General features: G+C 59.5%; 18 protein-coding genes. 6 read left to right on the top strand and 12 right to left on the bottom strand.

From position 1 onward, the window contains the following. Positions 1–381: 381 nt before the first annotated feature. Positions 382–1,533: an MFS transporter gene (locus tag B3H65_RS07070; RefSeq protein WP_286684689.1), complete on the bottom strand. Its 1,152-nt coding sequence runs from the start codon at positions 1,531–1,533 to the stop codon at positions 382–384. After that, positions 1,470–3,206 (bottom strand): family 43 glycosylhydrolase, encoded by a 1,737-nt coding sequence (locus B3H65_RS07065; protein ID WP_286684688.1) that lies wholly within the window; start codon positions 3,204–3,206, stop codon positions 1,470–1,472. The genes B3H65_RS07070 and B3H65_RS07065 overlap by 64 nt, the downstream gene beginning before the upstream one ends. A 187-nt stretch (positions 3,207–3,393) precedes the next feature. On the opposite strand from B3H65_RS07065, the gene B3H65_RS07060 reads away from it, so the two are divergent. The 4 genes from B3H65_RS07060 to B3H65_RS07045 all read left to right on the top strand — a co-directional run bounded on the left by B3H65_RS07060 (position 3,394) and on the right by B3H65_RS07045 (position 8,763). Then, positions 3,394–4,221 (top strand): AraC family transcriptional regulator, encoded by an 828-nt coding sequence (locus tag B3H65_RS07060; protein ID WP_286684687.1) that lies wholly within the window; start codon positions 3,394–3,396, stop codon positions 4,219–4,221. Positions 4,222–4,735: 514 nt separating this feature from the next. After that, positions 4,736–6,127, top strand: a complete 1,392-nt coding sequence (locus B3H65_RS07055; protein ID WP_286684686.1) for a PTS transporter subunit EIIC — start codon at positions 4,736–4,738, stop codon at positions 6,125–6,127. A gap of 155 nt (positions 6,128–6,282) precedes the next feature. Further along, on the top strand, positions 6,283–7,710 hold the full coding sequence (locus tag B3H65_RS07050; RefSeq protein ID WP_286684685.1) for a glycoside hydrolase family 32 protein: 1,428 nt from the start codon (positions 6,283–6,285) through the stop codon (positions 7,708–7,710). 84 nt (positions 7,711–7,794) lie between these two features. Continuing rightward, positions 7,795–8,763, top strand: coding sequence for a carbohydrate kinase family protein (locus B3H65_RS07045; protein ID WP_286684684.1), 969 nt, complete (start codon positions 7,795–7,797; stop codon positions 8,761–8,763). A 119-nt stretch (positions 8,764–8,882) separates the two neighbouring features. Here B3H65_RS07045 and B3H65_RS07040 read toward each other — a convergent pair whose 3' ends face one another. Then, entirely contained in the window at positions 8,883–9,431 is a 549-nt protein-coding gene (locus tag B3H65_RS07040; protein WP_286684683.1) for a transcription termination/antitermination NusG family protein, read from the bottom strand. Between the two features lie 151 nt (positions 9,432–9,582). Next, complete coding sequence (locus tag B3H65_RS07035; protein ID WP_286684755.1) at positions 9,583–11,592, bottom strand: InlB B-repeat-containing protein; 2,010 nt, start codon at positions 11,590–11,592, stop codon at positions 9,583–9,585. Positions 11,593–11,751: 159 nt separating this feature from the next. Between B3H65_RS07035 and B3H65_RS07030 the strand changes: the two genes are divergently transcribed. Then, the gene (locus B3H65_RS07030; protein ID WP_286684760.1) at positions 11,752–12,006 is read left to right on the top strand and encodes a hypothetical protein; all 255 of its coding nucleotides are present in this window, start codon (positions 11,752–11,754) and stop codon (positions 12,004–12,006) included. 1,275 nt (positions 12,007–13,281) lie between these two features. Here B3H65_RS07030 and B3H65_RS07025 read toward each other — a convergent pair. The 5 genes from B3H65_RS07025 to B3H65_RS07005 all read right to left on the bottom strand — a co-directional run bounded on the left by B3H65_RS07025 (position 13,282) and on the right by B3H65_RS07005 (position 18,659). Further along, positions 13,282–13,470, bottom strand: a complete 189-nt coding sequence (locus tag B3H65_RS07025; RefSeq protein ID WP_286684682.1) for a hypothetical protein — start codon at positions 13,468–13,470, stop codon at positions 13,282–13,284. 225 nt (positions 13,471–13,695) lie between these two features. Beyond that, positions 13,696–14,553: a tyrosine-type recombinase/integrase gene (locus tag B3H65_RS07020; RefSeq protein WP_286684681.1), complete on the bottom strand. Its 858-nt coding sequence runs from the start codon at positions 14,551–14,553 to the stop codon at positions 13,696–13,698. Positions 14,554–14,773: 220 nt separating this feature from the next. After that, entirely contained in the window at positions 14,774–17,254 is a 2,481-nt protein-coding gene (feoB, locus tag B3H65_RS07015; protein WP_286684680.1) for a ferrous iron transport protein B, read from the bottom strand. A gap of 217 nt (positions 17,255–17,471) precedes the next feature. Then, positions 17,472–18,452, bottom strand: a complete 981-nt coding sequence (locus B3H65_RS07010) for a VanZ family protein (RefSeq protein WP_286684679.1) — start codon at positions 18,450–18,452, stop codon at positions 17,472–17,474. 9 nt (positions 18,453–18,461) lie between these two features. After that, positions 18,462–18,659 carry a hypothetical protein gene (locus B3H65_RS07005; protein WP_286684678.1) on the bottom strand — a complete coding sequence of 66 codons (198 nt, stop codon included), beginning with the start codon at positions 18,657–18,659 and terminating at the stop codon, positions 18,462–18,464. 307 nt (positions 18,660–18,966) lie between these two features. Between B3H65_RS07005 and B3H65_RS07000 the strand changes: the two genes are divergently transcribed. Further along, entirely contained in the window at positions 18,967–19,329 is a 363-nt protein-coding gene (locus tag B3H65_RS07000) for a NifB/NifX family molybdenum-iron cluster-binding protein (protein ID WP_286684677.1), read from the top strand. Positions 19,330–19,469: 140 nt separating this feature from the next. On the opposite strand, the gene B3H65_RS06995 is transcribed toward B3H65_RS07000, so the two are convergent. The 3 genes from B3H65_RS06995 to B3H65_RS06985 all read right to left on the bottom strand — a co-directional run bounded on the left by B3H65_RS06995 (position 19,470) and on the right by B3H65_RS06985 (position 23,037). Beyond that, the gene (locus B3H65_RS06995; RefSeq protein ID WP_286684676.1) at positions 19,470–20,369 is read right to left on the bottom strand and encodes a metallophosphoesterase; all 900 of its coding nucleotides are present in this window, start codon (positions 20,367–20,369) and stop codon (positions 19,470–19,472) included. Then, positions 20,366–21,217 (bottom strand): MerR family transcriptional regulator, encoded by an 852-nt coding sequence (locus tag B3H65_RS06990; RefSeq protein WP_286684675.1) that lies wholly within the window; start codon positions 21,215–21,217, stop codon positions 20,366–20,368. The genes B3H65_RS06995 and B3H65_RS06990 overlap by 4 nt, the downstream gene beginning before the upstream one ends. Positions 21,218–21,717: 500 nt before the next feature. Next, positions 21,718–23,037, bottom strand: a complete 1,320-nt coding sequence (locus B3H65_RS06985; protein WP_286684674.1) for an MFS transporter — start codon at positions 23,035–23,037, stop codon at positions 21,718–21,720. Positions 23,038–23,139 lie beyond the last annotated feature (102 nt).

The raw sequence follows: 23,139 nt of genomic DNA, 5'->3' as shown, positions 1-23,139 counted from the left end.
CCCGAGACATACGCACCGGAGGGCCTTGCGTTGTCGAAAGGTCGCTCGGTGCATCTTCTCGGCAAGGAGCGCCATCCTCTTAGCAAGGCACATAAACGAGCTTGTCGACTATTCCTATCGCGCCCGGCGCAAGCATCGCTGACTTGAAATGCCTGATACGGCTCAAACAAACAAAAGAAGGCTCCAAGCACCTCAATGCCTGGAGCCTTCCTCGATTGGCACTTGCCGTCTAGTTTACTTTGAGAAATGGACCTAGTGCTTAACCGACTTGATGCAGAGCATGCACAGGCCTCCGACAAGGGAGAATGCGATCGATACGTAGAACACGCCAACGTAGCCCACGGCGCCGATGACCGCCGCAGCGATGACAGGAGCGATCGCCTACGTCAACGTGTTGCCAAGGTTGTACACGCCCAGGAAGAATGCTACTCGCTGCTGATCGGGAATTACGCGCAGATTGAGCAGGTTGTCCAGGGAGTTCCACAAGCCCATGCCAACACCGGCGAAAAATGCATAGAGCGTAAGGCCAAGGGTGTTGCGGAACAGCAGCATGCATGCGGCGGCAACGGCGAGAGAAATGGTCGAGAACGCAACGGGGAATTTCAGCACGTTGAACTTATCCGATGCGGGTCCCGCCAAAAAGCCCATCGCGATACCCAGGACAAACATGATGGTATTGATAAGCTGAACGGAGCCTTCCGCGTTTGCGCCCAAGCCCAAGAAGTCGGTCAGGATGTACAGGATGTAGCCGGCGATAGCGAAGTTACCGATACCCTGGAACATCTTTCCGATAAGAGCGAGGTAGTAGTCGCGCCCTTGGGACCACGCGGGGAATACGCTCTTAACTGTCGTGAGCGAGAAGTGCTCCTTTTTGGCAGGGTCCTTCTGCGGCACGGCCTCATCCAAGTTGGACGGTTCGCGAACCAAAGCGCAGGCAATAAGCGAGCCTACAAGAGATATGACGCCAAAGACAAGAAAGCCCATGCGATACTGACTCAGGAAAAGTGCGCCCACTACGTTGAAACCATTATTGCCAAGCGCCATGCCAAGTCCACCGTATGCCGAGGACGCTGTGCCCTGGCTGCCTTCGGGGGCCATATCGATCCACGCGACCATGGGAGCCACGATGAAGTTGAGCGCCGCCTGACCGGCCATCCATGCCGCAAGCAGAACGGGCACGTTAGGAGCAAAAGATGCGCAGGCCATAGCCGCCGCAAATGCAGCGGCTCCACCAATGATCCAAGGAGTGCGCATGCCAAAACGCGAGCGTGTGCGATCGGAAAGGGCACCGGCGATCATGTTGGAGATCGCCGCCACGATCATGCCGGCGGTTGCAAACAACGCAACCGTGTTGACCTTATTGACGGGGTCGAGTTCCTGGATAAGGGGCGGCAAGAACAGGCTGTTCATGACGATATAGGGACCGAGCCATGAACCGGGGCCGATGATGAGGGCGGGAACAAGCCTTCTTAGCGGAATTGACGTTTTACGAGCGGCCATTTCTGCGGCGCCCTGGGTTGATGATGCAGCCATTGCGACTCCTCCCTATCGCGAGCTGGTATTGGTAACGGTGCAGTAGCTAAACGATCCGTAGGACTCATGCTGGAACGAATCGACGGCGCCAATGAAGTTGAAGAGCGCAGTGAAGCCGCCAATCTCGCCCGGCTCGCCGTTGACCCCTTCATCAGAGAGATACTCGACATCGAAGGGATCGCATAGCTGGACCCAAGAATCCTGCTCCTCCAAGCGATACAGAACCGTCGCGGAACCGTAGCGCTATAGTCGATGCGGATCTCCGCCGTTCCGGACGGAACCTCGACTTCATGGGCCTTATGCTCGATTCGGGCTCCAAGGCGCGCCTGCAAAACGCGCAGCACGCAAGACTTCTCATCATCGCTGCAGCACAGGCGGACGTAGAGCCAGTTGTTGTTGTCGTAGTACAAGCCGACTCCCGCACCTTGCGAGTAATGGACGGGAGCAAACGAAACCTTGGTCTGCAGCGTGTATTCAAACGACGTCGCAGGCGTTGCCATAACGGAGGGGTTCATCTGGGAGAACAGGGAGTCTCGTCCGTAGATGCGAAGCTCGCCATCGTAAGAGGCATCGATCCAATCCTCGCCCTGATCATGGTAGGGAGTCATGAAACGGATGCTACGGCCGTCGCCCTCGAAGCGGTCATCGATGTCAAAACGCGCCGGGTCTTGCTCCACATCGCCCGGGACATCGACATCGACCTTAGCCAGATTGCTTCCATCCGCCATGTGAATCCAACCGTCATCGGTCCAAGTCATCTTCTGGAGAGAGGTCTCGCGGCCAAGGGGATTGAGAAGCTTTCCGGGCAACGGACGACTCATGAGATGGGCGACGTACCACTCCCCTTCCGGCGTGGAGAAAAGGGACCCGTGGCCAGACTTCTGGATGGGCGAGTTCGGGTTGAACATCTCGAAATGTCCCGCATCCGGATCGCCCAGAGAATACAGGTGCTTCGGGTTCGACGTGATGATGGGCTCGTTCGACGGATCGGGCTCATAGGGGCCGAACACCGATTTGGAGCGCCCGACCTCAACACCATGGCCGTACCCGGTACCGCCGGCGGCCAAGAAGAGATAGTAGTACCCGTCGTGCTTGTAGATCTGGGGAGCTTCCGCGCAGCCGCGCGTGGTAAAGCCCTGCGTCACGCGATGCCAGCCACTAATCTTGCCGGTCTCAGGATCGACCTCGGAAATGACGATATGACCGGGATGGCGATGGCCCTCGCGAGTCTCCCATTCAAGAATGCTGATGTAGTGCCTGCCGTCCTTGTCATGGAAAAGCGAAGGATCGAACCCGATGGACGTCAGGTAGACGGGCTTTGACCATGGTCCCTCGATGCTGTCCGCCCACATGAGATACGAATCGGAATTGAACTCGCGTCCACCCATGTTGAGCATGTGGGAATATGCCAGCCAGAATCGTCCAGTCGCGGGATCGTAGGAAAGATGCGGCGCCCAAATGCCTGCCGGGGTATTGGTACCCCTTAGGTTCACCTCGCCGTTGGTGAGGGCGTAGCCCATTAGATCCCAATTCGCCAGGTCGGTCGAATGGAAGATCTGGACCGCCGGATTCCAATGGAACGTCGATGTCGCAATATAATAATCATTACCTACACGAAGAATTGAAGGGTCCGGTGCCATGCCTGGGATGACGGGGTTGCAGATGGTTCCCATACCATATCCTTTCGCTATATTTGCAGGTTGTTGGGGTGGTTTTTCGTTATCAATATGGTACGGTCTTCTTAATTCAAGATTTTCCTTACAGGAAAGTTAGTCATGAAGGTCAGCTAACGAGGTAAGAATTCTCACTTTTTTTCTTCTTTTGCAAAAGCTGAACGGCATTTATGAAGGGGTGAACGGTATGGAACAAAAGCATCATGAAAACGTGGTGCCCAACCTTCGCAACGGTGTTCGCTTCTACTATTCGGACGAGCCCTTTACCAACTACATCCCCTTTCATTGGCACAACAGCCTGGAGGTTGTCTGCGTAATCAAGGGCAACTTGCGCTTCACCCTCGATGGGCACGAACTCGCTGTAGGCCCGCGAGAATTCGCAATGGTACCGTCCGGCGCGATCCACGAAGTCGCCAGCACGCCTAATTGCTCCCTTGTCTTGCAGATTCCCCTTCACGCCGTTCGCCCGTTTTATGAGAACCCGGAAGCAGCGTCTTTTCGAAACGGAAGGACGGAGTATAGGGAATACCGCGAAATTGTTGAATTGCTAAATGCGATGTACGAAATACTGGAGAGCCCGGGCGAAGGAGCCTGGTTTGATTTCGAAATCTATCTGCTCAAAGTACTTAAGCATATGTTTACTAAGTTCCGCGCACCTAACGACAACACACGCGGGGCGGAAGACGTCAAAGAGATTATCACGTATCTGCACGAGCATATTCACGAGTCAATCCTGGTCAGCGACCTCGCCGATCTATTTGGATACAACCCCAGCTACCTATCGCGCATGTTCAAGCAGCGCACCGGAATCTCACTTGTTCAATACATGTACGAAGTAAAAGTCAATCGCCTGCACGATGACTTGTTGAACACGGATGAAAGCATCAAGGCTTTAACGGAGAAGTATGCCCTAAACAACTCGCGCATGACGCGCGAGGTCTTCAAGCGCCAGTACGGCATGCTGCCCAAAGACGTTAGGAAGCAACGGACGTCCAACCCCGGCGAAACCTCCTGAGTCCTCACCTTACCGCCTCGCCCAATTGCGCTAAAAGCCCCGGGTCAACAGCGGCGCTACCGTATATCGTGACTGCCTGCCGCGCGGCCCTACGGATAATTGCATCGATTTCAGGTTTTGCCGAGTAGACGGGTGCTCAGCGACCGAAAACCCGCTGGTAATTAATTACCTATCGATTTGGTATACAAAACACAATCCAATATCGATGCAATTATCCTCATGAACTGCGCAAGGCACCGCTTACGAGCGCGATGACCAACTTCAATCCGCCCACTCACCTGGCATGCAAAAACCATTCGCCGTCATTTTTCTACCGCTGGCGACACTATGTCCGCAAACTCATTGGCAACCACGCGCCCTCGGTGTATGTATATCGTTGTGGGAACGATTCCATATGAGAACGAACACACATACTTCTACCTCTCATTTAGAAGAGCAATGAAGCAGTTTGTCCTCTATACTGAAACCAGGTTCCACATTGCAAGCGCACCGATTCGAACGGGAAGGAACGCATATGGCACTCGATCACAGACTCGCCGCGCAGCAGATCCTCGACGCCGTGGGAGGAGCGGACAACGTAGTCTCCGCCGCCCACTGCGCAACGCGCCTTCGCCTGGTCATCGCCGACGACTCGAAGGTGAACCAGCAGGCCGTCGACAACGCAGAAGGCGCCAAGGGCAACTTCCAAGCAGCCGGCCAGCTGCAGGTTATCTACGGAACCGGCACCGTCAACAAGGTCTACGACGAGTTCATCAAGCTCGGCAATATCAAAGAGGCCACTAAGGAAGAGGCCAAGGAGGCCGTGGCGGAGCGTCAGAACCCCTTCATGCGCGCCATCAAGCTGCTTGGCGACATCTTTGTTCCCATCATCCCAGCAATCGTCGCGTCCGGTCTTTTACTGGGCATCATGAGCGCCCTATCCTTCATGAACACCAACGGCTACCTTTCCATCGATACCTCCAGCTCGCTCTACGTCATCGCAGACCTGGTCTCCAACACCGCGTTCACCTTCCTGCAGATCCTCATCGGCTTCTCCGCGGCCAAGGCGTTCGGCGCCAACCCCTACCTGGGCGCGGTCATGGGTGCGATCCTCATCAACCCCAGCCTGCAAAACGCCTACACCGTCGCTTCCGAGGGCGTTAACAACTACCTCTCTATCTTCGGCATCTACAACATCGAGCTCATCGGTTACCAGGGCCACGTCATCCCCATCGTGATCGCTTGCTTCATCCTCTCCGTTCTGGAGAAGTGGCTGCATAAGCACGTGCCGGACATGTTCGACCTCTTCGTGACCCCGCTGGTATCCGTCTTCATCACCGCGTTTATCACCATCGCCGCCGTCGGCCCCATCTTTGTCTATCTTGAGAACGCCATCCTGGGCGGCATCCAGTTCCTGCTCACCCTGCCCCTGGGCATCGGCTCCGCCATCATCGGAGGCCTGTACGCCCCCACCGTCGTAACCGGCCTGCACCAGATGTACACCGCCATCGACCTGGGCCAGCTTGCCCAGTACGGCGTCACCTACTGGCTGCCCATCGCTAGCGCCGCCAACATCGGCCAGGGCGGTGCCTGCCTCGCCGTCGCCCTCAAGACCAAGAGCGCCAAGATCAAGGGCCTCGCAGCCCCCTCTGCCCTCTCCGCCTTCATGGGCATCACCGAGCCCGCCATCTTCGGCGTGAACCTCCGCTTCGTCAAGCCCTTCGTCGCCGGCTGCATCGGCGCCGCCGTGGGAGCCCTCATCTGCTCCATCACCCATCTTGGCGCTACCGGTACGGGCGTCACGGGCATCTTCGGCATCCTGCTGTGCCTCAACCAGCCGCTGCAGTACATCATCATGTTCGCCGCCACGGCAATCGTAGCCTTCGCCGTGTCCTTCATTCTCTACAAAGACCCCGTTGAGGCGTAAAGCCATTCGTAGCCCCTTCTTGGATACCGCATCGCCAAGCCCGACCAGCTTTCCGATACGGTATCGCTCTAAGCCGGCAACGCACAACCATAGGAGCGCGTTCGCGCCCGCCCAAGCAACCCACATCCCGCTTTAAAAATAAAGGAGCACGCACAATGACAACCAATCGCTGGCGTATGGGATTCCATCTCATGCCTCCCACCGGCTGGGTTAACGATCCCAACGGCCTGTGCTATTTCAAGGGCCTCTACCACGTCTTCCATCAGTACAGCCCGGATTGGCCAAACGGCAGCGAGCGCGGCTGGGGCCACGCCACCAGCCCGGACCTGGTTCACTGGACGCACCACGGCATGGTCATCCACCAGGATATTCCAGAAGATGCCAACGGCGCGTACTCCGGATCGGCCTACATCGTCCCCGGCGGCGACGCGGACGGCAGCGACCTTTTGCGCCTGTACTACACCGGTAACGTCAAAGAGCCCGGCGCCCATGACTACATCTACTCCGGCCGCCAGGCGAATGAGATTCTCATCGAAACCACCGATGGCTTTGACCTGGGCGAAAAGCAGGTGCTACTGCGCAACGCCGACTATCCGGACTTCTGCAGCTGCCATGTGCGCGACCCCAAGGTGTGGAGTCAAGACGGCAGCCTGCACATGCTTCTGGGCGCTCGCGATATGGACGATGAGGGCCTTGCGCTTATCATGGAGTCTCAAGACGGCCTTAGCTGGACCACCGCCTCCACGGTACGTCCCACATCTCACTTTGGTTTTATGTGGGAGTGCCCGGATCGCATCGCGCTCGACGGCTTCGAGTACCTGTCCTTCTGCCCGCAGGGCATGGCAGAGCTCCCCTGGGCAAACGGCCTGCGCGACCAGTCCGGCTACATCCCGCTGCCCGCTGCGGTCAAGCTCATCGGCTGCGAGCACGTCAACCCCGCGCTCTTCCGCCGCTGGGACTTTGGCTTCGACTTCTATGCGCCGCAAACCTTCACCGACCCCCAGGGCCGCACCATCCTTATCGGCTGGATGGGCCTGCCCGAGCCGCCGTTCGACTCCGCGCCGGATAACCTCGACTGGATCCACTGCCTCACCGTGCCGCGCGTACTCACCCGCTGCGAGGACGGCGTAGTCGCAATGGCGCCCGCTCCCGAACTCGAACAGCTCCGCGGCGAACAGGCGTCCTTCGCACATGTTGACAGCGCCCCGGCGCAGACCCGCACGGCAACCCTAGCCGCCCACCGCGCAGACATCGTCGTCGATGGCATCAGCGGTCCATTCGACCTCACGCTCGATGGCGCGGCTCGCATCGCCTTCGCGGACGGCGAGCTCACCCTCAGCTTTGACGACGGCGCGCAAGGCATCGGCCGCGGTCGCCAGACGCGCACTGTCAACGTCAACGCACTTGAAAACCTGCGCGTCCTGGTAGACAACTCCGCTCTCGAAATCTTCGCCAACAACGGCCGGGAGGTCTTCTCCACCCGTTGGTTCCCCACAGCAGACCAGCTCGACATCGCCATCCAGGGAACCGCCGAGGAAGCCCGCGTCTGGCCTATGGGCGACGGTATGGAGGGTACGTATTAACAGCATCGTTACACGCGCAAACCCCTCATCCGTCATATCATCCAAGTAGGCAATTACAAAGACACGTTACGAGAAAGGATGCACATGGCCTCCAAGTATTCCATTACCGCCCTGGGCGAGCTCCTCATCGACTTCACCGAGGTGGGCACCTCGCAAAACGGCCAGAAGATGTTCGAGCGCAACCCCGGCGGCGCGCCCGCAAACGTCCTGGTCGCCGCTCGCAAGCTCGGTGCTACCACCGCGTTCATAGGCAAGGTGGGCGACGATATGCACGGCACCTTCCTGCGTGACACCCTCGCCGGCGAAGGCGTCGATACCACCGGCCTCATCCTGGACCCCAACGTGTTCACCACCCTGGCGTTTGTAGCTTTGAACGAGCGCGGCGAGCGCGCATTCTCCTTCGCCCGCAAGCCCGGCGCGGACACCTGCCTTAACGCCCGCGAGCTCGCGCTCGACGTCATCGACGCAACCCGCGTCTTCCACGTGGGCTCGCTCTCCCTCACCAACGAGCCCGCCCGCAGCGCAACCCTCGCTGCGCTCGACCGCGCCCGCGAAGCCGGCTGCGTGCTTTCCTATGACCCCAACTACCGCAGCAGCCTGTGGGCATCCGCGCAGGTCGCCCAGTTGCAGATGCGCTCCATCGTCAACCGCATGGACCTTATGAAGATCTCGGACGAGGAATGCGAGCTGCTCACCGGTACCCGTCACCCCGAGAAGGCGGCGGAGACCCTGCTCGAGAAGGGCGTAAAGGTCGCCGTAGTCACCCTTGGCGGCGCTGGAGCCTACGTTCGCTGCGCCCAAGGCGGCGCCTACGTCGAGGGCTTCCCCACCGATATCGTCGACACCACCGGAGCGGGCGACTCGTTCTGGGGCGGCTTCCTCACCGCCTTCTGCGAGAGCGGCGTCGATGCGGCAGACGTCACGCTTGAACAGGCTTGCGGCTTCGCCCGCTTTGGCAACGCCGTCGCATCGCTTTGCGTTCGTGGACGAGGAGCCATTCCGTCCATGCCCACGCGCGGCGAGGTTGAGGCGCTTCTGGCTCAGCAGCAGTAGGACGAGTAATACCTAACAGAGAAGGCCCACCGGACTTATCTAAGGGATGTGTTCGCCGCGCTTCGCGCGTCTCAGAACATCCCTTAGATAAGCCGGTGGGCTTTTTTGCAAGCTGAAACTTAAAAATCGATGTTACTTATCTTAACACCGGGGAGCACGCGTAATCCTATGCGCATCCGCCCCTTTCCATCCAGGCCGTCGACGCCCAACAAGGTGATACCCTTACGGCAATCCATGCTCTCGATGAGGTGCTCGTTGCCCACCAAGGGACCCTGCAACACCGTCATGTTGTCCCTCTCCTTCACGCCCGTGCTCAACGAAACCACCCTGTCGCCGGGATCGGTCCATGCGCGGACGAGTTCAGCTGCGGGGGACACCAGCGCAGCGGGCTCACCGCCCACTTCGACGACGTGAGCATGCTCGGAGAGCTCGGCGCAACCCTTTACAAGGGCATCGGGAAGTCGCGTCGCCACGATGATGTAACCGGGCCACAAGGGCTTCAGCACGCGCTTCCACTCGCCGTGAAACTTCTGCTCAACCTCGAACTTGGGAAAGAACGCCTCTTCCAATCCACAACCCTGAAGCACACGCGAGATGCGGGACGCCATCGCCTCCTCCCTCCCCACGCCAACATGGACAGCGTACCAACCCTGGCGATTGTCCGTCATACCATGCAACCTCCTGCACGCCGGATAGCCAACGTGCTACACAAAACCGACAGCACCTCATCGGCACCGCTGGATAATCCGCCTATTCGCCTATACAAAGGAGGGGCAGCCGGGAAACTCCGCCCAGCTGCCCCTAAGTATTAATCGGTCTCTACGCGTACATCAGGTTGATGAAGCGCATGAGCACCGCTGCCACCTCGGCGCGCGCGGCGCCGTCGGTGGGGTTGAGCTCGCCGGTCACGTCGTCGCCGGTGAACAGGCCGTTCGCCACGGCCCAGGACATGGCATCCTTGGCGAAGCCGGAGACCTCACCGGCGTCCGGGAAGTCGATCTCCGCGCGCTTGGAGACGTCCATGCCCAGGTACCCGGCGTAGCGCATCAGGAAGACGGCGACCTGTTCGCGGGTGACGTCGGCGTTACCCTGGAACTGCTTGGTGCCGCCGGGCATGTCGACGCCGGAGAGGATACCCTCCTCCAGCGCCCACGCGGCCGCGTCGGCGTAGAAGGCGTCGGAGGGCACGTCCGCGAGGGAGCCCTCGCTCGCTGCCCCGGGGTTCAGCTCCAGGTTATGGAGCATCGCGACGAACATGCCGCGCGAGGTCTTGCCGTAGCCGTCGATGACGCGGGAGCCATCGGGAAGCGCCACGCCGTTGACGATGCCGCGGGCCGTGGCGAAGTCCACGACGTCGCCTGCGAACCAGTCGGCGTCGGTCACGTCGGGCATGTCCTTGGCGGCGTCGACCACCTTGATGACGACGTTCCCGGTCGCCTCGAAGACCACGTTGCCGTCGTCGTCCACGGCGCACTTCGGGATGACGGTCTCGTTGCCCTCGGCGTCCACCGCGAACACCACGATTCCGTAGTTCGGCTCGGAGCCATCGTCCTTGGCGACCGGAACCGTCACCTGGACGGGCTTGTCGGCGGTGACGGAGGAGGGCACCTTGACCTCGACCTCGGGGGCCTTGTCGACGTCCGTCACGGGCTCGGCGTCGGCGAGCGGCAGCTCCACCCTGCCGGATTCCGCGTCCTTCTTGGAGACCGTCACCTCGGTGGACGTGACGTTGCCGTCCCCGTCCTTCTTGACCACGGACTCGGTACCGGTCGCGGTCTCATGGGTGATGGTCTGCGAGCCGTCGGGCTTGGTCACCGTCGTGGTGGTGGAGCCGTCGGGGTTCTTCTCGACCTCGGTCTTATCGGACGAGGAGGGCGGCGTCACGGGACGGTTGGATACGGTGAGGGTACCGGTCCCATAGGAGACCTCATAATTGTCGGACGCCTCCGCGCCAGCTGCGACGATCTTGACGGAGCCGGGCTTGGTCATATCAGGAGTAGACTCGTAAGAGAGAGTCGGCGCTTTTTCAAGCTCGTCATCCCCACAAAGGCCCTCGATCTTGTACGCCTTTTGGTCCAGGGTCGGCACCGCATCGCCCACGTAAGCGCTCATATTGTTCGGAGTGATCGTGAGAGCGGCCTTCTCGATGACGAGGCCAGCTGCGATACGCGCGTGGTAGGCGGCGCAATCAGCGTCTTCATCACGGGAAACCACTACGTCATAGATGCCTGCAGCAATCGGGTTATCAACCTTCTCGCGATTCAAGTAATACTCAATCGTGTAGTCCCCGTCGATTTTGAACTGCTTCTGGGTCCCGTCGTAGGTGACAACCGTATCAGAAAGCTCCGGATCGAGGACATCCTTATCGGTCCAAACCGCGTACAGGGTAACGTCCCCGCTCTCCGCGAGGTTCAGCACTTCTGTGCCATCCGAATAATCGACGGCTTCGTCGTTAGCCTTTTCCTGAGTCGTCGCCCAACCGGCGAATTTCTTTCCGCTCTTGGTGAACGTATTATCCGGAAGCGTTGCCAGGGAGTCGTAGGTCGCCTCGACGTCCGCCATCGAACCATCGCCACCGTTAGAATCGAATTTGACGGTGTACCTGTTTGCCTTCCACTGAGCATACAGCGTGGCACCGCTGGGAACCTTAGACACCTTCTCCTCTGCCGAATAGCTCGTACCTACACCATCGGCAGAAGTATTCCATCCGATAAACTGGTATCCGGTCTTCTTGAAACCGTTTGTGGAGATGGTCGTTTGGGCATCTTTCTCGACAACGGCCTGATTCGCCATCGAGCCGCTATCCGCACCGTTCCCATCAAAGGATATCTGCCTCAGCCATTTTGCATAGTAAACCTTATTGCGTACGAGACTCTCTGCCTTATTCGAGGAAAAACCTGGGTCGTCGAACCATCCATCGAATTTAAAGGCACCTTTTGTTGCATCCGGTAAAGTCGTATCGCTACTCGTTGTGAGACAAAGCTGGCCTTGATTGTCATATTGAAGAACTCCGACACCGCTGCCAAGGGCAACGGAAACGAGGTCGTCGCCATCGTATGCAGATATCTTGCCAATAGACCCCTTGTTACTCAGAACTTCAACAACATAGCTCTTTCCGCTACCTTCGAGGCGACTACTGCCCTTATATACGACCTCATCGATAGACCCTTCATTATCAAGCTGCCAAGCTATTCCATCTTCAACGCTAATAGCTCCAATCGCACCTTTATTCCTAACCAATAGGTTCCCGCCATGGAAATTGATCGATTTTATCGTGCACTCGGCGCCAATGTTTAAGGTGCTGTTGCTAGATATCTCCAGCTCATCCTGATTAACGTTGGAAAGCGTCACCATCCTGAGGCTTCCGATCTCGCCAATCTTTGCTCCTGAGCTGATAGATGGAATAGCCCCATCCTTCCCCTGGAGAATTGCTCCCGTGTCGTATCCCCAATCCAGTGTCTTTTCAGAACCATAACCTCCAATTCGGCGCCCGATATAAAACGCAGAAGAGGTGTCGCCCGAAGGAAGCGTCGCGTTTTCGACATTACACGTCTCCCCTCCTTCAAACACTTTGGCATTAGAGACAACGTTGCCAGCAACCCCTCCGACATATACATTGTTACCCTGCACACCGTATTTAAGAGAACCTGAAAAAGAGCCTCCATCGATAAGCGTCGCAAGAGTTGACCTTCCGATAAGACCGCCTATGTTGACCATACCGTTATCATTCTTGGAGCCCTTCGAATTCTCTGAAGAGATATTCATATTTGACGAGCAGTTTTCTATCTTTAGCTCATATTTAGAATCTCCAACCGATTCATTTTTCAGATCGGTAGCGATGAAGACCATGCCTCCGCCGAAAACGCCGCTCATTTTCGCAGAGCCCCCGCTGTGGCACCCCACCATTACAAACGGTGTTACAGAATTACCGTACGCCCTACCAACCAGACCGGCTATATTCTTGGCATTGGAAGCGTCCATCGTCACAGAGCACCGATCAAACAGGCAGGCTTCCCCCTCGCCGATAACTCCGCCAATCTGGGAATCTTCAAGTGAATACCCCTTGACCGTCGCCCTCTCTACAACAACCTGAACAAACGATGCGTTAGTAGCCTTACGACCGACAACAAACGAATAATTCCCATTTAAATTATCTGAGGGATCAATTGAGGGGGCAACTATCTTGAGGTTAATAATCGCCGAGCTATACAGCTTGAGGTAGTCATCGCCAGACTTGTAAGACGAGATGATATCGCCCGTTGCGCCCCCAATGACGTCACCCTTTATTTCGCCAAACAAAGGCTTGACCATGCCCTCAATCGAATGGCCGCCTCCGTTATACACGCCTCGAAATGTTCCAGATATATAAGGTGTCGAAAAATCACCGACAGCAATGCTGCTAAAAGAAATGTCCTTCGTCTGTCGATAGTAGATTGCGCCCGCACCGCTCTGGGCGGCGGCAGCTTCAATATCTTTTATTTTTAGCAGATCATTGACGCTGCCGATCTGATAAGGGTCTTATACAGTACCATTTCCAGCCAAACCCGATGCGGCTTTGTCAGCTGAATCGCCAACTAGCCCCACCTCCATTTCGGAAGTCTCAGGCACTTCGCCCGCTTGAGTAGCCAACGCAACAGCAGGCAATCCCGAAGCAAGCCCTGCGACAAGTCCAAGCGCAGCTCCCGTTGCAGCAAGTTTTTTCTGCATTTCTTCCTCCCCCACTCATCATCGATGCCAGCACACCAATGAAACGGATTGCTTATTCCGTTCGACAGGGGTGTTCAATATAAGTAGCCGAAGTCCTTATCGCAGCTCACTAAAAGATGTCATATTGCTTCAAGGTCTATTTTGAAAATACTGTCCTCATGGTTTCAGATTAATAACCAGCTGTTTTATACTGTTGGAAGGTAATAAGCATTCCTCCTTGTTCTATCAGAGAACCAAACCCAATCCATCGAGTGTTCTGCGATGTTCTTCCCCTGATGTGGCGAGGTAGATGCGGGTGGTCTCCACTGATGAATGGCCCAGGACGTCGGCGAGCTTTACGATGTCACCGCTTGTCTGGTAGAACGTAATGGCGAAGAGATGCCGCAGGTTGTGCGGAAAGGCTTTGCTGGGATCCACGCCCGCCGCAACGCTTATGCACTTCATCCTTCCCCAAAGACGCCGACGCGAATACGGCAGCCCGTCTTCGTCCACAATGACCTGGCCAGAATGAATGCCACGGGTATCGCAGTAATCTTGTAGCTTCTCCTTTAAACGCAAGGGCAGCATGATCACGCGGATCTTGCCCTTGAGAGAGATGTCGACGCGACCAGCGCGCACCACCTCGACCGTGATGTAGGCAAGCTCGCTTACGCGAATACCCGTGGAAGCAATGGTTTCCATGGCAAGCGCAACAGGGATGTCACCCACCTTATATACCTGCCGGACGAGCGCGCGATACTCTTCCAACGTAAGATCGCGTGAAGAATCGCGAAACGCCTTGCGTTGAACGCGCAGGTAGCGCGTCTGCAGGTCATACCAGCCGGCGTAGCGAAAGAACCCGTTTGCCGCCGCGATGGCGGAGTTAACCGAGGATGGCGACATGCCCTGCTCGGCGAGGCGGTGCTTCCACGTAAGAACTTCCTCCTTTGTCGCGGGCCGTCCGTTGAGCCATTCTGCAAGACGCGCTATGGAGCGCTTGTACTTGCTGACGGTACTTGGGGCGCGCTCCGCCTCGCGCAGGTAAACAACGTAGCCGGCCTGAAGCCTGGGTGTGATGATTCGCTTTGTTGCAGATTGGCGCATGGGTTTTCCTCCAACCGTATCGATGTGCCACGATTTGAGCGAACGATACCGCTGGAGGAATGCCACGAGAAAACGCTTTGTTTGCCTGCATAATCACTCACCGGCTTCTCGCTCAAAACAAAACCGCCCGCGTCGGATGAAACGCGAACGGTTCTGTTTTGAGTATTTGGAGTGAATAAGCACGATTGCGAGCAAATGCTCGCCAAGGGCATTAGGTAGCCTATGCCAGCCCCAGCGCCATTCCAATCGCGTGGACCGCGAAGGCGATGATCCAGGCGACTGCCACCTGCAGCGCGAACACGGCGAGCGCCCACTTGGCGCCCAGCTCGTTTTTGACCGCGCCTATAGCGGCGACGCAGGGCGGGTAGAGCAGCGTGAATACCAAGAAGGTATATGCCGTAAGCGGGGTGAACAGGGCCGCGAGCGCGGAGGCGGACTCCGTGCCCAGCAGGACTGAAAGCGTGGAGATAACGCTCTCCTTCGCAAGCAGGCCCGTGACCAGCGCGGTGGATGCGCGCCAATCGCCAAAGCCCAGCGGGGCGAAGATGGGCGCGAGCAAGCCGCCCAAGCCGGCGAGCAAGCTGTCGGCCTGATCGGTGACCACGTTGAGCTGGAAGTCGAACGTTTGCAGGAACCAGATGACCACGCTAGCGGCGAAGATGATAGTGAACGCACGCGTGATGAAGTCCTTGGCCTTGTCCCACGCCAGCATGACGGTGGTCTTGGCGCTGGGAAGGCGGTAGTTAGGCAGCTCCATGATAAACGGCACGGGCTCGCCCTTGAACGCGGTGTTCTTGAAGATAAGCGCCACCAGCATGCCCACAACGATGCCCAGGATATAGAGGGACACCATCGCAAGAACGGATCCTCGTCCAAAGAACGCAGCGGTAAGCAGGCCGTATACAGGCAGCTTTGCCGAGCAGCTCATGAACGGCGTGAGCATGATGGTCATCTTGCGGTCATGCTCGGAGGGCAGGGTACGGGTGGACATGATGGCGGGAACGCTGCAGCCAAAGCCTACCAGCATAGGTACGAAGCTGCGTCCAGAAAGGCCAAAGCGGCGCAGCACCTTGTCCATTACAAAGGCGACGCGCGCCATGTAGCCGGAGTCTTCGAGCATGGAGAGGAACAAGAAGAGCACCACGATGAGCGGCAAGAAGGAAAGCACGCTGCCCACGCCGGCGAAGATGCCGTCGATGATGAGCGAGTGCACCACCGGGTTGACGCCCCAGGCAACCAGGCCGGAGTCCGCCACCGTTGTGAGCGCGGCGACCGCTTCTTCCATAAGGCCTTGCAGCCATGCGCCAATCACGCCGAACGTGAGCCAGAAGACCAGACCCATGATGACGAGGAACGAGGGAAACGCCGTGAAGCGGCCCGTGAGAATACGGTCAATGGCGAGCGATCTCAGGTGCTCGCGGCTCTCGCGAGGCTTGACCACGCAGCGGCGGCAAACCTCGCCGATGAAAGCGAAACGCATGTCAGACAGGGCGGAGAGGCGGTCTTTGCCGGACTCCTCCTCCATCTGCGAGATGATGTGCTCGAGCGCGTCCAGCTCGTTCTCGTCCAAATGCAGGGCCTGGCGCACCAGCTCATCACCCTCGACCAGCTTGGTCGCCGCGAAGCGCAAGGGGATGCCGGCGCGCTTGGCGTGGTCCTCAATCAGATGCGCGACCGAGTGAATACAGCGGTGCAGGGCGCCTGCATCCGGACCGTCCGCAGAGCAGAAGTCCAGGCGGCCGGGGCGCTCGCGATGGCGCGCCACGTGCAGGGCGTGCTCGACCAGCTCGCCGGTGCCCTCGTTCTTGGCAGCGGAAATGGGGACCACGGGGATGCCGAGCATGCTCTCGAGCAGGTTGACGTCGATGGTGCCGCCGTTTGCCGCGACCTCGTCCATCATGTTGAGGGCGAGGACCATGGGGCGGTCGAGCTCCATGAGCTGCATGGTGAGGTAGAGGTTGCGCTCGATATTGGTGGCGTCGACGATGTTGATGATGGCATCCGGGCGCGCGGTGAGAATGAAGTTGCGGCTGACGACCTCCTCGCTGGTGTAGGGTGACAGCGAGTAGATGCCCGGCAGGTCCGTGATGACGGCCTCCGGATGGCCCTTGATCTGGCCGTCCTTGCGGTCTACCGTGACGCCGGGGAAGTTGCCCACATGCTGGTTAGAGCCCGTGAGCTGGTTGAACAGCGTGGTCTTTCCGCAATTTTGATTGCCCGCCAGCGCGAACTCCAGCGGATCGCCCGCGGGAACGGGATGCTCGCCGGGACGCGGGCGATAGGTCTTCTCGCCCAGCGCGGGGTGCGCGGTGGAGCCGCCATGGGCCTGCTCGCGCTGCTCCGCGTGCGCATCATGGATGTTCTCGAGCGTGATGCGCGCGGCGTCCGCCCGACGCAGCGTGAGCTCGTAGCCGCGCAGACGGATCTCGATGGGATCGCCCATGGGGGCGTACTTCATCATGGTGACCTCGGTACCGGGGGTGAGGCCCATGTCGAGGATGTGCTGGCGCAGGGATTGATCGTCCGAATCGACCGTCGCCACCATGGCGTCCTTGCCAATGGGAAGCTTGTCGAGCCTGAGCGGCCAATCGCAGGCTACAGGCTCTTCCGGCGCGGCTTTCGTTTGCGCGGTTCGAGCACTCTGCCCGTTGGCTTCTTCATTGCTAGCCTGGCTTCTATGCTGAAGCTCTTCTTGGTTCATTCGACTCGTCCACTCCCCCAACGTATGCAACAGGCAAAAAGCACCGGACGCAGGCGATGTGGGCGGCCGCGGCGCAATGTTAGCCTAGGTAATTTCTTGGTAATCATAGCGCCTGCAAGGTCTTTTGTTGAGAGGGATTGAAAGCGCCACAGTATTAGGCCATATGGCGAGGCAGACGTCGCTTGATGGCTTCGCGCGAATACGCTCCCGCACAAATCTACAGATAGTCGTACGGCATGCGGTGCGCGATGATGAAAAACAGGCCCAGGAGCGGCATCGCCAACGGTGCGTACATGAACGCGCCGATGATAACGACCAGACGAACCGCAAGAAAGACCACGCGCATGACGGGTCCGCGCTCTTTGGTTTCGCAGGTCATGCGCACAAAGGAGCCACCGGGCGTCTTTCCATGGTTGGCCAGCGGAATAAAGAACTGGACGATGACGAATATGACGAGCGTGATCCAGGCCATGCCGGAGCCTTCCGCAAAGCGAACGTCCAGCCCGTTGGGGGTTATCAAGATGATGAGCGACCACACGCACAGCGTGGCCACAAGCACTATGACCCCATCGAGCATGAACGCCACGCTGCGGCGGACAAAGCCGGGCGAGGTGGTGATGGAATCCTCGTCGCGCTGCGCCTGAGGAAGCACGCGAGCGAGCAGCCGGGCAGCCCACCACCCCGCGACGGCACCGCCCGTGTTCCACATGAGGTCGCACACGTCAAAGGTGCGGTAGGCGTAAGGATACAGCCAAAAGAAGCCGGTGAGCTGCGCCGTCTCGATCAAAAGCGAGGTTGCAAAGCCAAGCAGCAGCGTTGTTTGAAAACGCATGCGAAACGCCCTGGACGCGATGAAGCCCAACGGCGCAAAGAACACCACGTTCATGACGATCTGCAGCACCGCCGTGATTCCGTCGCGGTAGATATCGCCCACAAACGCTATGGGGTTGAGCTGCGGCGCGATGCCGTAGGTGATGCCCAGCCCCTCGGTTCCGCTTGGCAGCGGATACAGCGTGAAGCACCCAAGGCCCAAGAAGTAGAGGACGACAAGGTACGCGCCGGCCGCGGACCAAACCTTGAGGCGCCCGTCGCGGTGGTAGAGATACGCCAAAATGGGCAGCGTAAGCATAAAGGAAGCAAAGGGCCACAGCGAGAGCGCCGCGACGAACTTATCGGTAAAGCTTAGGATGAAGCCCATCGATGTGCGCTACCTTCCCAGCTTGGAGAGAACGGACACGGCGCCGATGCAAAGCACCACCATCGCGAGCATGGAGACCAGTGCATCGCTCAATCGGCGGCTCTTGCCGGCGCGCTCGGCGCGCTCGTAGGTTGCGGCTTCCTCGTACGGGTTGACGAACTGGGGGTTCGCAAGCTGGCCGTTTACGTATTCGTTCATGAAGTCCATGGTTCCTCCCCCTGGTATCCGCGCTCGCCGCGGCAGCTGTCTTATTGCACCTCCTATACTCGCAAGATTGCGGTTGGGGAGCCATCGATTTGACTTACACTCCTCTTGCGCTTTTGTAAGGTTGAAGACGAAAGACAGATGCCGCGCAGGGCAAAGGCGCTGCCAAGGGCGCGGGCAAGGATCAAATGACCGGCGCGAAGGCAATCAAGCCGGCTTATGTAATCCCGCACAATACGGGGATTAATAGGAGAATTAGCGCTACCATGGGACTATCAGCATAGCAACCAGCATGAAAGGCGGTTCTCACATGAAGCTCGCAGTCCCCTCCCTTGGCGAAGGCGGCCTTGAGGCCCAGCGCTCCGGCCACTTTGGCCACGCCGACTGCTTCACCATCGTCACCATCGAGAATGGCGAGATCACCGGTACCGAGATTATCGACAACCCCCCGCACGAGGAGGGCGGCTGCATGAGGCCCGTCGGTATCCTGGCAGACGCCGGCATCGACGCCATTATCGCCGCCGGTATGGGCATGCGTCCCATGCAGGGCTTCGCCGCCGCCGGCATCACCGTGCTGCATGATGCCGAGACCCCGCTGGTGGGAGACGTCGCCCGCCGCGCCGCCGCCGGCGAGCTTGTCGCCATGGGTCCGGAGCACGCCTGCCATCACTAGCGGACGGCCACCCATCAACATAACGCGTCAGCACAAGAGCGCCCGCCGGTTTAAAACCTCCGGCGGGCGCTCTTTATTTCATTTGGCAAACCGCTTTGCCCGTCGTCCCCATTCGCCGCGCTCTATGGACGAGAATCCTCCTAAGCGCTGCGCAAATCGACCACGTCCAACTCGGGACGGTTGTTTACCCGCATGGGCACCACGCTGGGACCTAGACCGCGACTTACTACCAACTGCGTCTGACCCAAAACGTGGACGCCCTCGGTGACCTTTGGCAACACGCCCTGGCTAGGGGCGAAAAGGCCGCCCACACCCGGCATGCGAACCTGGCCGCCATGGGCATGCCCCGCGAACGCGACGTCGATATGGCAGCAGGCATATACGGGCAACAGCTCGGGACGATGCGTGAGCAGCAGCGTGAACGCACGGCCGCCATCCCCCGCACTCTGAAGCGCGCGGGAAAGATTCCCCTCCATAACGGATGCGGCCAGGCCGCGGGCATGCGGCGCGGTGAACGCCGGGTCCATGACGCCCGCGACGCGAACGCACTCGCCGTCGCGCGCAAGGCACACGGAACGGTTCGCCAGCACGGTCGCGCCAACACGTTTAAGAGATGCCTCTATCTGCGGATACTCGTCCAAACGCGACTCATGGTTGCCCGGCACATAGTACACGGGCGCGATGCGCGCCGCAGCGGCAACAAAGCGCACCGCGACCTCCGCACGCGTCCGGCGAGAATCCACCAGGTCGCCGGTGATGAAAATGACGTCAGGCGCGGCGCGGCGAATCGCGTTGAGCAGGCGCGCGTTGTTTGGACCAAATTCAGCATTGTGCAGGTCCGAGACGTGGACGATGCGCATGCGGTCGAACGCCTGCGGCAGGCGCGGCGATGCCACCTCTACATCCGTGCGCTGGATAGACCAGTTGGACCGGCGCGCCCACGCAAAGGAAGCCGTTGCGGCGGCGATTCCCATCATGCTTGCGAGCGCCGCCGCGGCAGCGCCGGGCGCGGAGGATTCTCGCGAACCAAACCCGGTCATCCGCAATCCCCCTCTCCGTCCCGACGGCGCACGAGGATGCGCGCGAACTCGCCAAAAATCTGCTCGAAGACGTCTATCTGCGCGCTGTTGAACGATTCGCTCGCGGTGCGATCCAGCAGCACCTCGTAATCCTTGTCCGCGCGCAGCCAGTTTTGGGGATCGAAGCAGTCGATCAACTTGGCAAGAAAGCCCACGCAAGCATCCACGGCAGCCTGGCGCTGCGGCGCGGAGGCGTCTGCCGGAAGCACGTTGACCGCGCGGCTGATCTTTCGATACTCGTCCACATAATCGCGGTCCACAATCGCGTTGAACACGCGCTCGATCTCCGCGAGCTCCGCTTCCGAATACAGGTGCGCGGCGATGCCCATGGCCAGCTGGTCGGCATCGCTGAGGGCGAGGCCCATAAAGCCGGGCTCGTCCGCAACGCGGGCAAGGCGATCCATCGCGGCAAGCGCCCCTGCGGCACGCTCCGGAAAATCCGCTGCAAGGTTTTGGGTGCGCAGATGGGCGATGACGCGACGCTGGCGCTGCAGGTGTTCGATCTGCTTCTGCAGGGCGGTATCCAGCTCCGCGAGGATATCGTCCGCAGTGGGCTGATCCGCCGGGAGACGCGGCCCGTGCTGGGAGCGCTCCGCATCGAGCTCGTCCAACATGCCGGCAACCTGGTCCAAGGGAAAGCCCAGCGAGGACAACTGGCGAATGCGCAGCACGCGCAGCAGATCCTCCGGGCGGTAGTCTCGGTAGCCGTTGGCCTGGCGCGGCGGCTCATCCAGCAGACCGATCGCGTGGTAGTGGCGCAGCGTGCGCACGGTAACGCCGGCAAGCTTTGCCAGTTCGTTGCTTCTCAAGGCCTCCCCCTTCTTACGTTGCGGCGCGCCCTTGGCGGCGTCCTTAGGCGGCATGTCAAACGGACGCGCCCTTGCACGGCCACGGCGCCAGCGGGCCAATTTGTTGGAGCGAAGACGCCGCCGAGAACCGGACAAGGGGATGCCACTCAATTATGCCCGTTTTGCATGGCGCGTTGCCTCTTCCACAGTTGCCCTCGCGTCCGACGGCTCCACTCTTGTGGGCAGCGCGCCGGCGACGAGTAGGACGGCCCCGCGAAGAATGGTTCACCGTAATACATGTATTAGAACGTGCCACTTTGAAGTGCTCAAAGTGGCACAAGATAATACTGCTGTAGGAATCTGTATTACCAAGTGCCACTTTTTCCAGAAAAAACGGCACACCTTAATACCAATCCAAAGATCGGTATTACAGCGTGCCGTTTCAGGCTCAAAAAGTGGTTCTAAGTAATACATCTGCCCATCGGGCCGCCGGAGCCGGCATCTTGCCCGCCATCGAGCCGTCAGTCGGCGAGCGAAGCCTTGACCTCGCCATCCAGGTGGCGCAGAGGCTTGGCGATGAGAGCGAGCGCGGTCACCACCACCCATGCGCCGGTAAGCACCAGGCCGGCACCGCCGATTTGCGCCGTGGAGATCAACACCGAGCCAACGAACGCGCCGGCGGGCGCAACCACCAGGTACAGGGCGTTCAGCGTGCCCATGGCAGAGCCGCGACGGTCGTCCGGCACGCGGTCAAAGGCGAAGAAGCCCAGCAGGGCGGACGCCGGACCGGCGAACAGTCCCAGCACCGCCGCGGCGGCGAGCAGCACCGGCAGTGCGGGGAACTGCCCCAGCACGCAGACGGATGCAGCCATACCCAGCAGCGACACCACCAGCCAGCGCCTGCGAGACATGACGTGGGCGAGCGCGGTATAGGCGGTCGAGCCAACCAGCAAGCCGGCGCCCATGGCGGAGACCACGTAGCCCACTGCCTCGGGCTGGCCCAGCTGCGTGAAGTACGCGGGCAGGACGATTCCCTGCAGGCTGCCCATCACCATGGTGATGCCAAACGAGAGCAGCGTTGAGGCGCGCAGCAGCGAATCGGTCGCAAACAAGGCAGACAGGCCGTCGACCAGCACGGACTTGGCGGCGGCGAGCATGCCCGCCTTCTTGGGAACGGCGGGGGCAGCGTCAACACCTGCGGGGACGGACGCAGCATCGCGGATCATATCCCCGTTGCAGGCAGCGGTGGCATCGTTGGACAAGGACACCTCACCCACGGAACGCGGCAGCGTCAGCGTCACCAACGCGGCACCGCAAGAGAACGCGGCCGTGATCCACAGGGCATCGACATCGTCCATAAAACCTATGAGCAGGGCCGCGACGGCGGGACCGATGATGTTCACCAGGGCGCCAAGCGACTGGCTCGCTCCCACAAACCGCTGCAAATCGGCGCCCTCGCGCTCGCAGACGGACGGCAGCAGGGCGTCGCGCGCGGACATGCCGGGCACGTCTCCCACCGCGCCCAGCAGGCCCAGCACCACAAACCATCCAAAGCTCAAGCCCCAGACCTCGTCCACCACGGGCAGCAGCGCGCAGCTCGCGGCAGAGATGAGGTCAACCACCACGCTGACGGTTCGGCGGTTCACGCGGTCGAGCACCGCACCACCCACCACGCCGCATACAAACTGCGGCACCGCGCAGATCAGCGCCAACGAGCCCGCCGCCAGCACGTCGCCCGTGCGCGCGAGCAGGACCAAAGGCAGCACCACGCCGGCGATCGAGTTGCCGATGAGCGAGAGCGCATCGGACAGCAGGTACCGCAGAACCGCGCCTTTGAACATAGGGTCTCCTTCCAATCAGACGGTCGCGCCTAATTCGCCGGGCGCGCCGCTTTGACTACGTGTTCGCGGGCCGCATGTTGCTGCAACGGCCCGCACATGATC

Source organism: Collinsella sp. UBA1693 (assembly GCF_002320115.1).
In the GTDB taxonomy this organism is placed as follows: Bacteria; Actinomycetota; Coriobacteriia; order Coriobacteriales; family Coriobacteriaceae; genus Collinsella; species Collinsella tanakaei.
The sequence above is the reverse complement of the archived record's forward strand: the minus strand, read 5'-3'. Positions and strand labels throughout refer to the sequence as shown.

Coding starts and splice junctions, on each gene's coding strand:
- B3H65_RS07025 (WP_286684682.1), bottom strand. CDS start 13,470: ATGCAGAAAAAACTTGCTGCAACGGGAGCTGCGCTTGGACTTGTCGCA.
- B3H65_RS06995 (WP_286684676.1), bottom strand. CDS start 20,369: ATGACCGGGTTTGGTTCGCGAGAATCCTCCGCGCCCGGCGCTGCCGCG.
- B3H65_RS07050 (WP_286684685.1), top strand. CDS start 6,283: ATGACAACCAATCGCTGGCGTATGGGATTCCATCTCATGCCTCCCACC.
- B3H65_RS07060 (WP_286684687.1), top strand. CDS start 3,394: ATGGAACAAAAGCATCATGAAAACGTGGTGCCCAACCTTCGCAACGGT.
- B3H65_RS07010 (WP_286684679.1), bottom strand. CDS start 18,452: ATGGGCTTCATCCTAAGCTTTACCGATAAGTTCGTCGCGGCGCTCTCG.
- B3H65_RS07070 (WP_286684689.1), bottom strand. CDS start 1,533: ATGGCTGCATCATCAACCCAGGGCGCCGCAGAAATGGCCGCTCGTAAA.
- B3H65_RS07055 (WP_286684686.1), top strand. CDS start 4,736: ATGGCACTCGATCACAGACTCGCCGCGCAGCAGATCCTCGACGCCGTG.
- B3H65_RS07045 (WP_286684684.1), top strand. CDS start 7,795: ATGGCCTCCAAGTATTCCATTACCGCCCTGGGCGAGCTCCTCATCGAC.
- B3H65_RS07000 (WP_286684677.1), top strand. CDS start 18,967: ATGAAGCTCGCAGTCCCCTCCCTTGGCGAAGGCGGCCTTGAGGCCCAG.
- B3H65_RS07065 (WP_286684688.1), bottom strand. CDS start 3,206: ATGGGAACCATCTGCAACCCCGTCATCCCAGGCATGGCACCGGACCCT.
- B3H65_RS07005 (WP_286684678.1), bottom strand. CDS start 18,659: ATGGACTTCATGAACGAATACGTAAACGGCCAGCTTGCGAACCCCCAG.
- feoB (WP_286684680.1), bottom strand. CDS start 17,254: ATGAACCAAGAAGAGCTTCAGCATAGAAGCCAGGCTAGCAATGAAGAA.
- B3H65_RS07020 (WP_286684681.1), bottom strand. CDS start 14,553: ATGCGCCAATCTGCAACAAAGCGAATCATCACACCCAGGCTTCAGGCC.
- B3H65_RS06985 (WP_286684674.1), bottom strand. CDS start 23,037: ATGTTCAAAGGCGCGGTTCTGCGGTACCTGCTGTCCGATGCGCTCTCG.
- B3H65_RS07040 (WP_286684683.1), bottom strand. CDS start 9,431: ATGACGGACAATCGCCAGGGTTGGTACGCTGTCCATGTTGGCGTGGGG.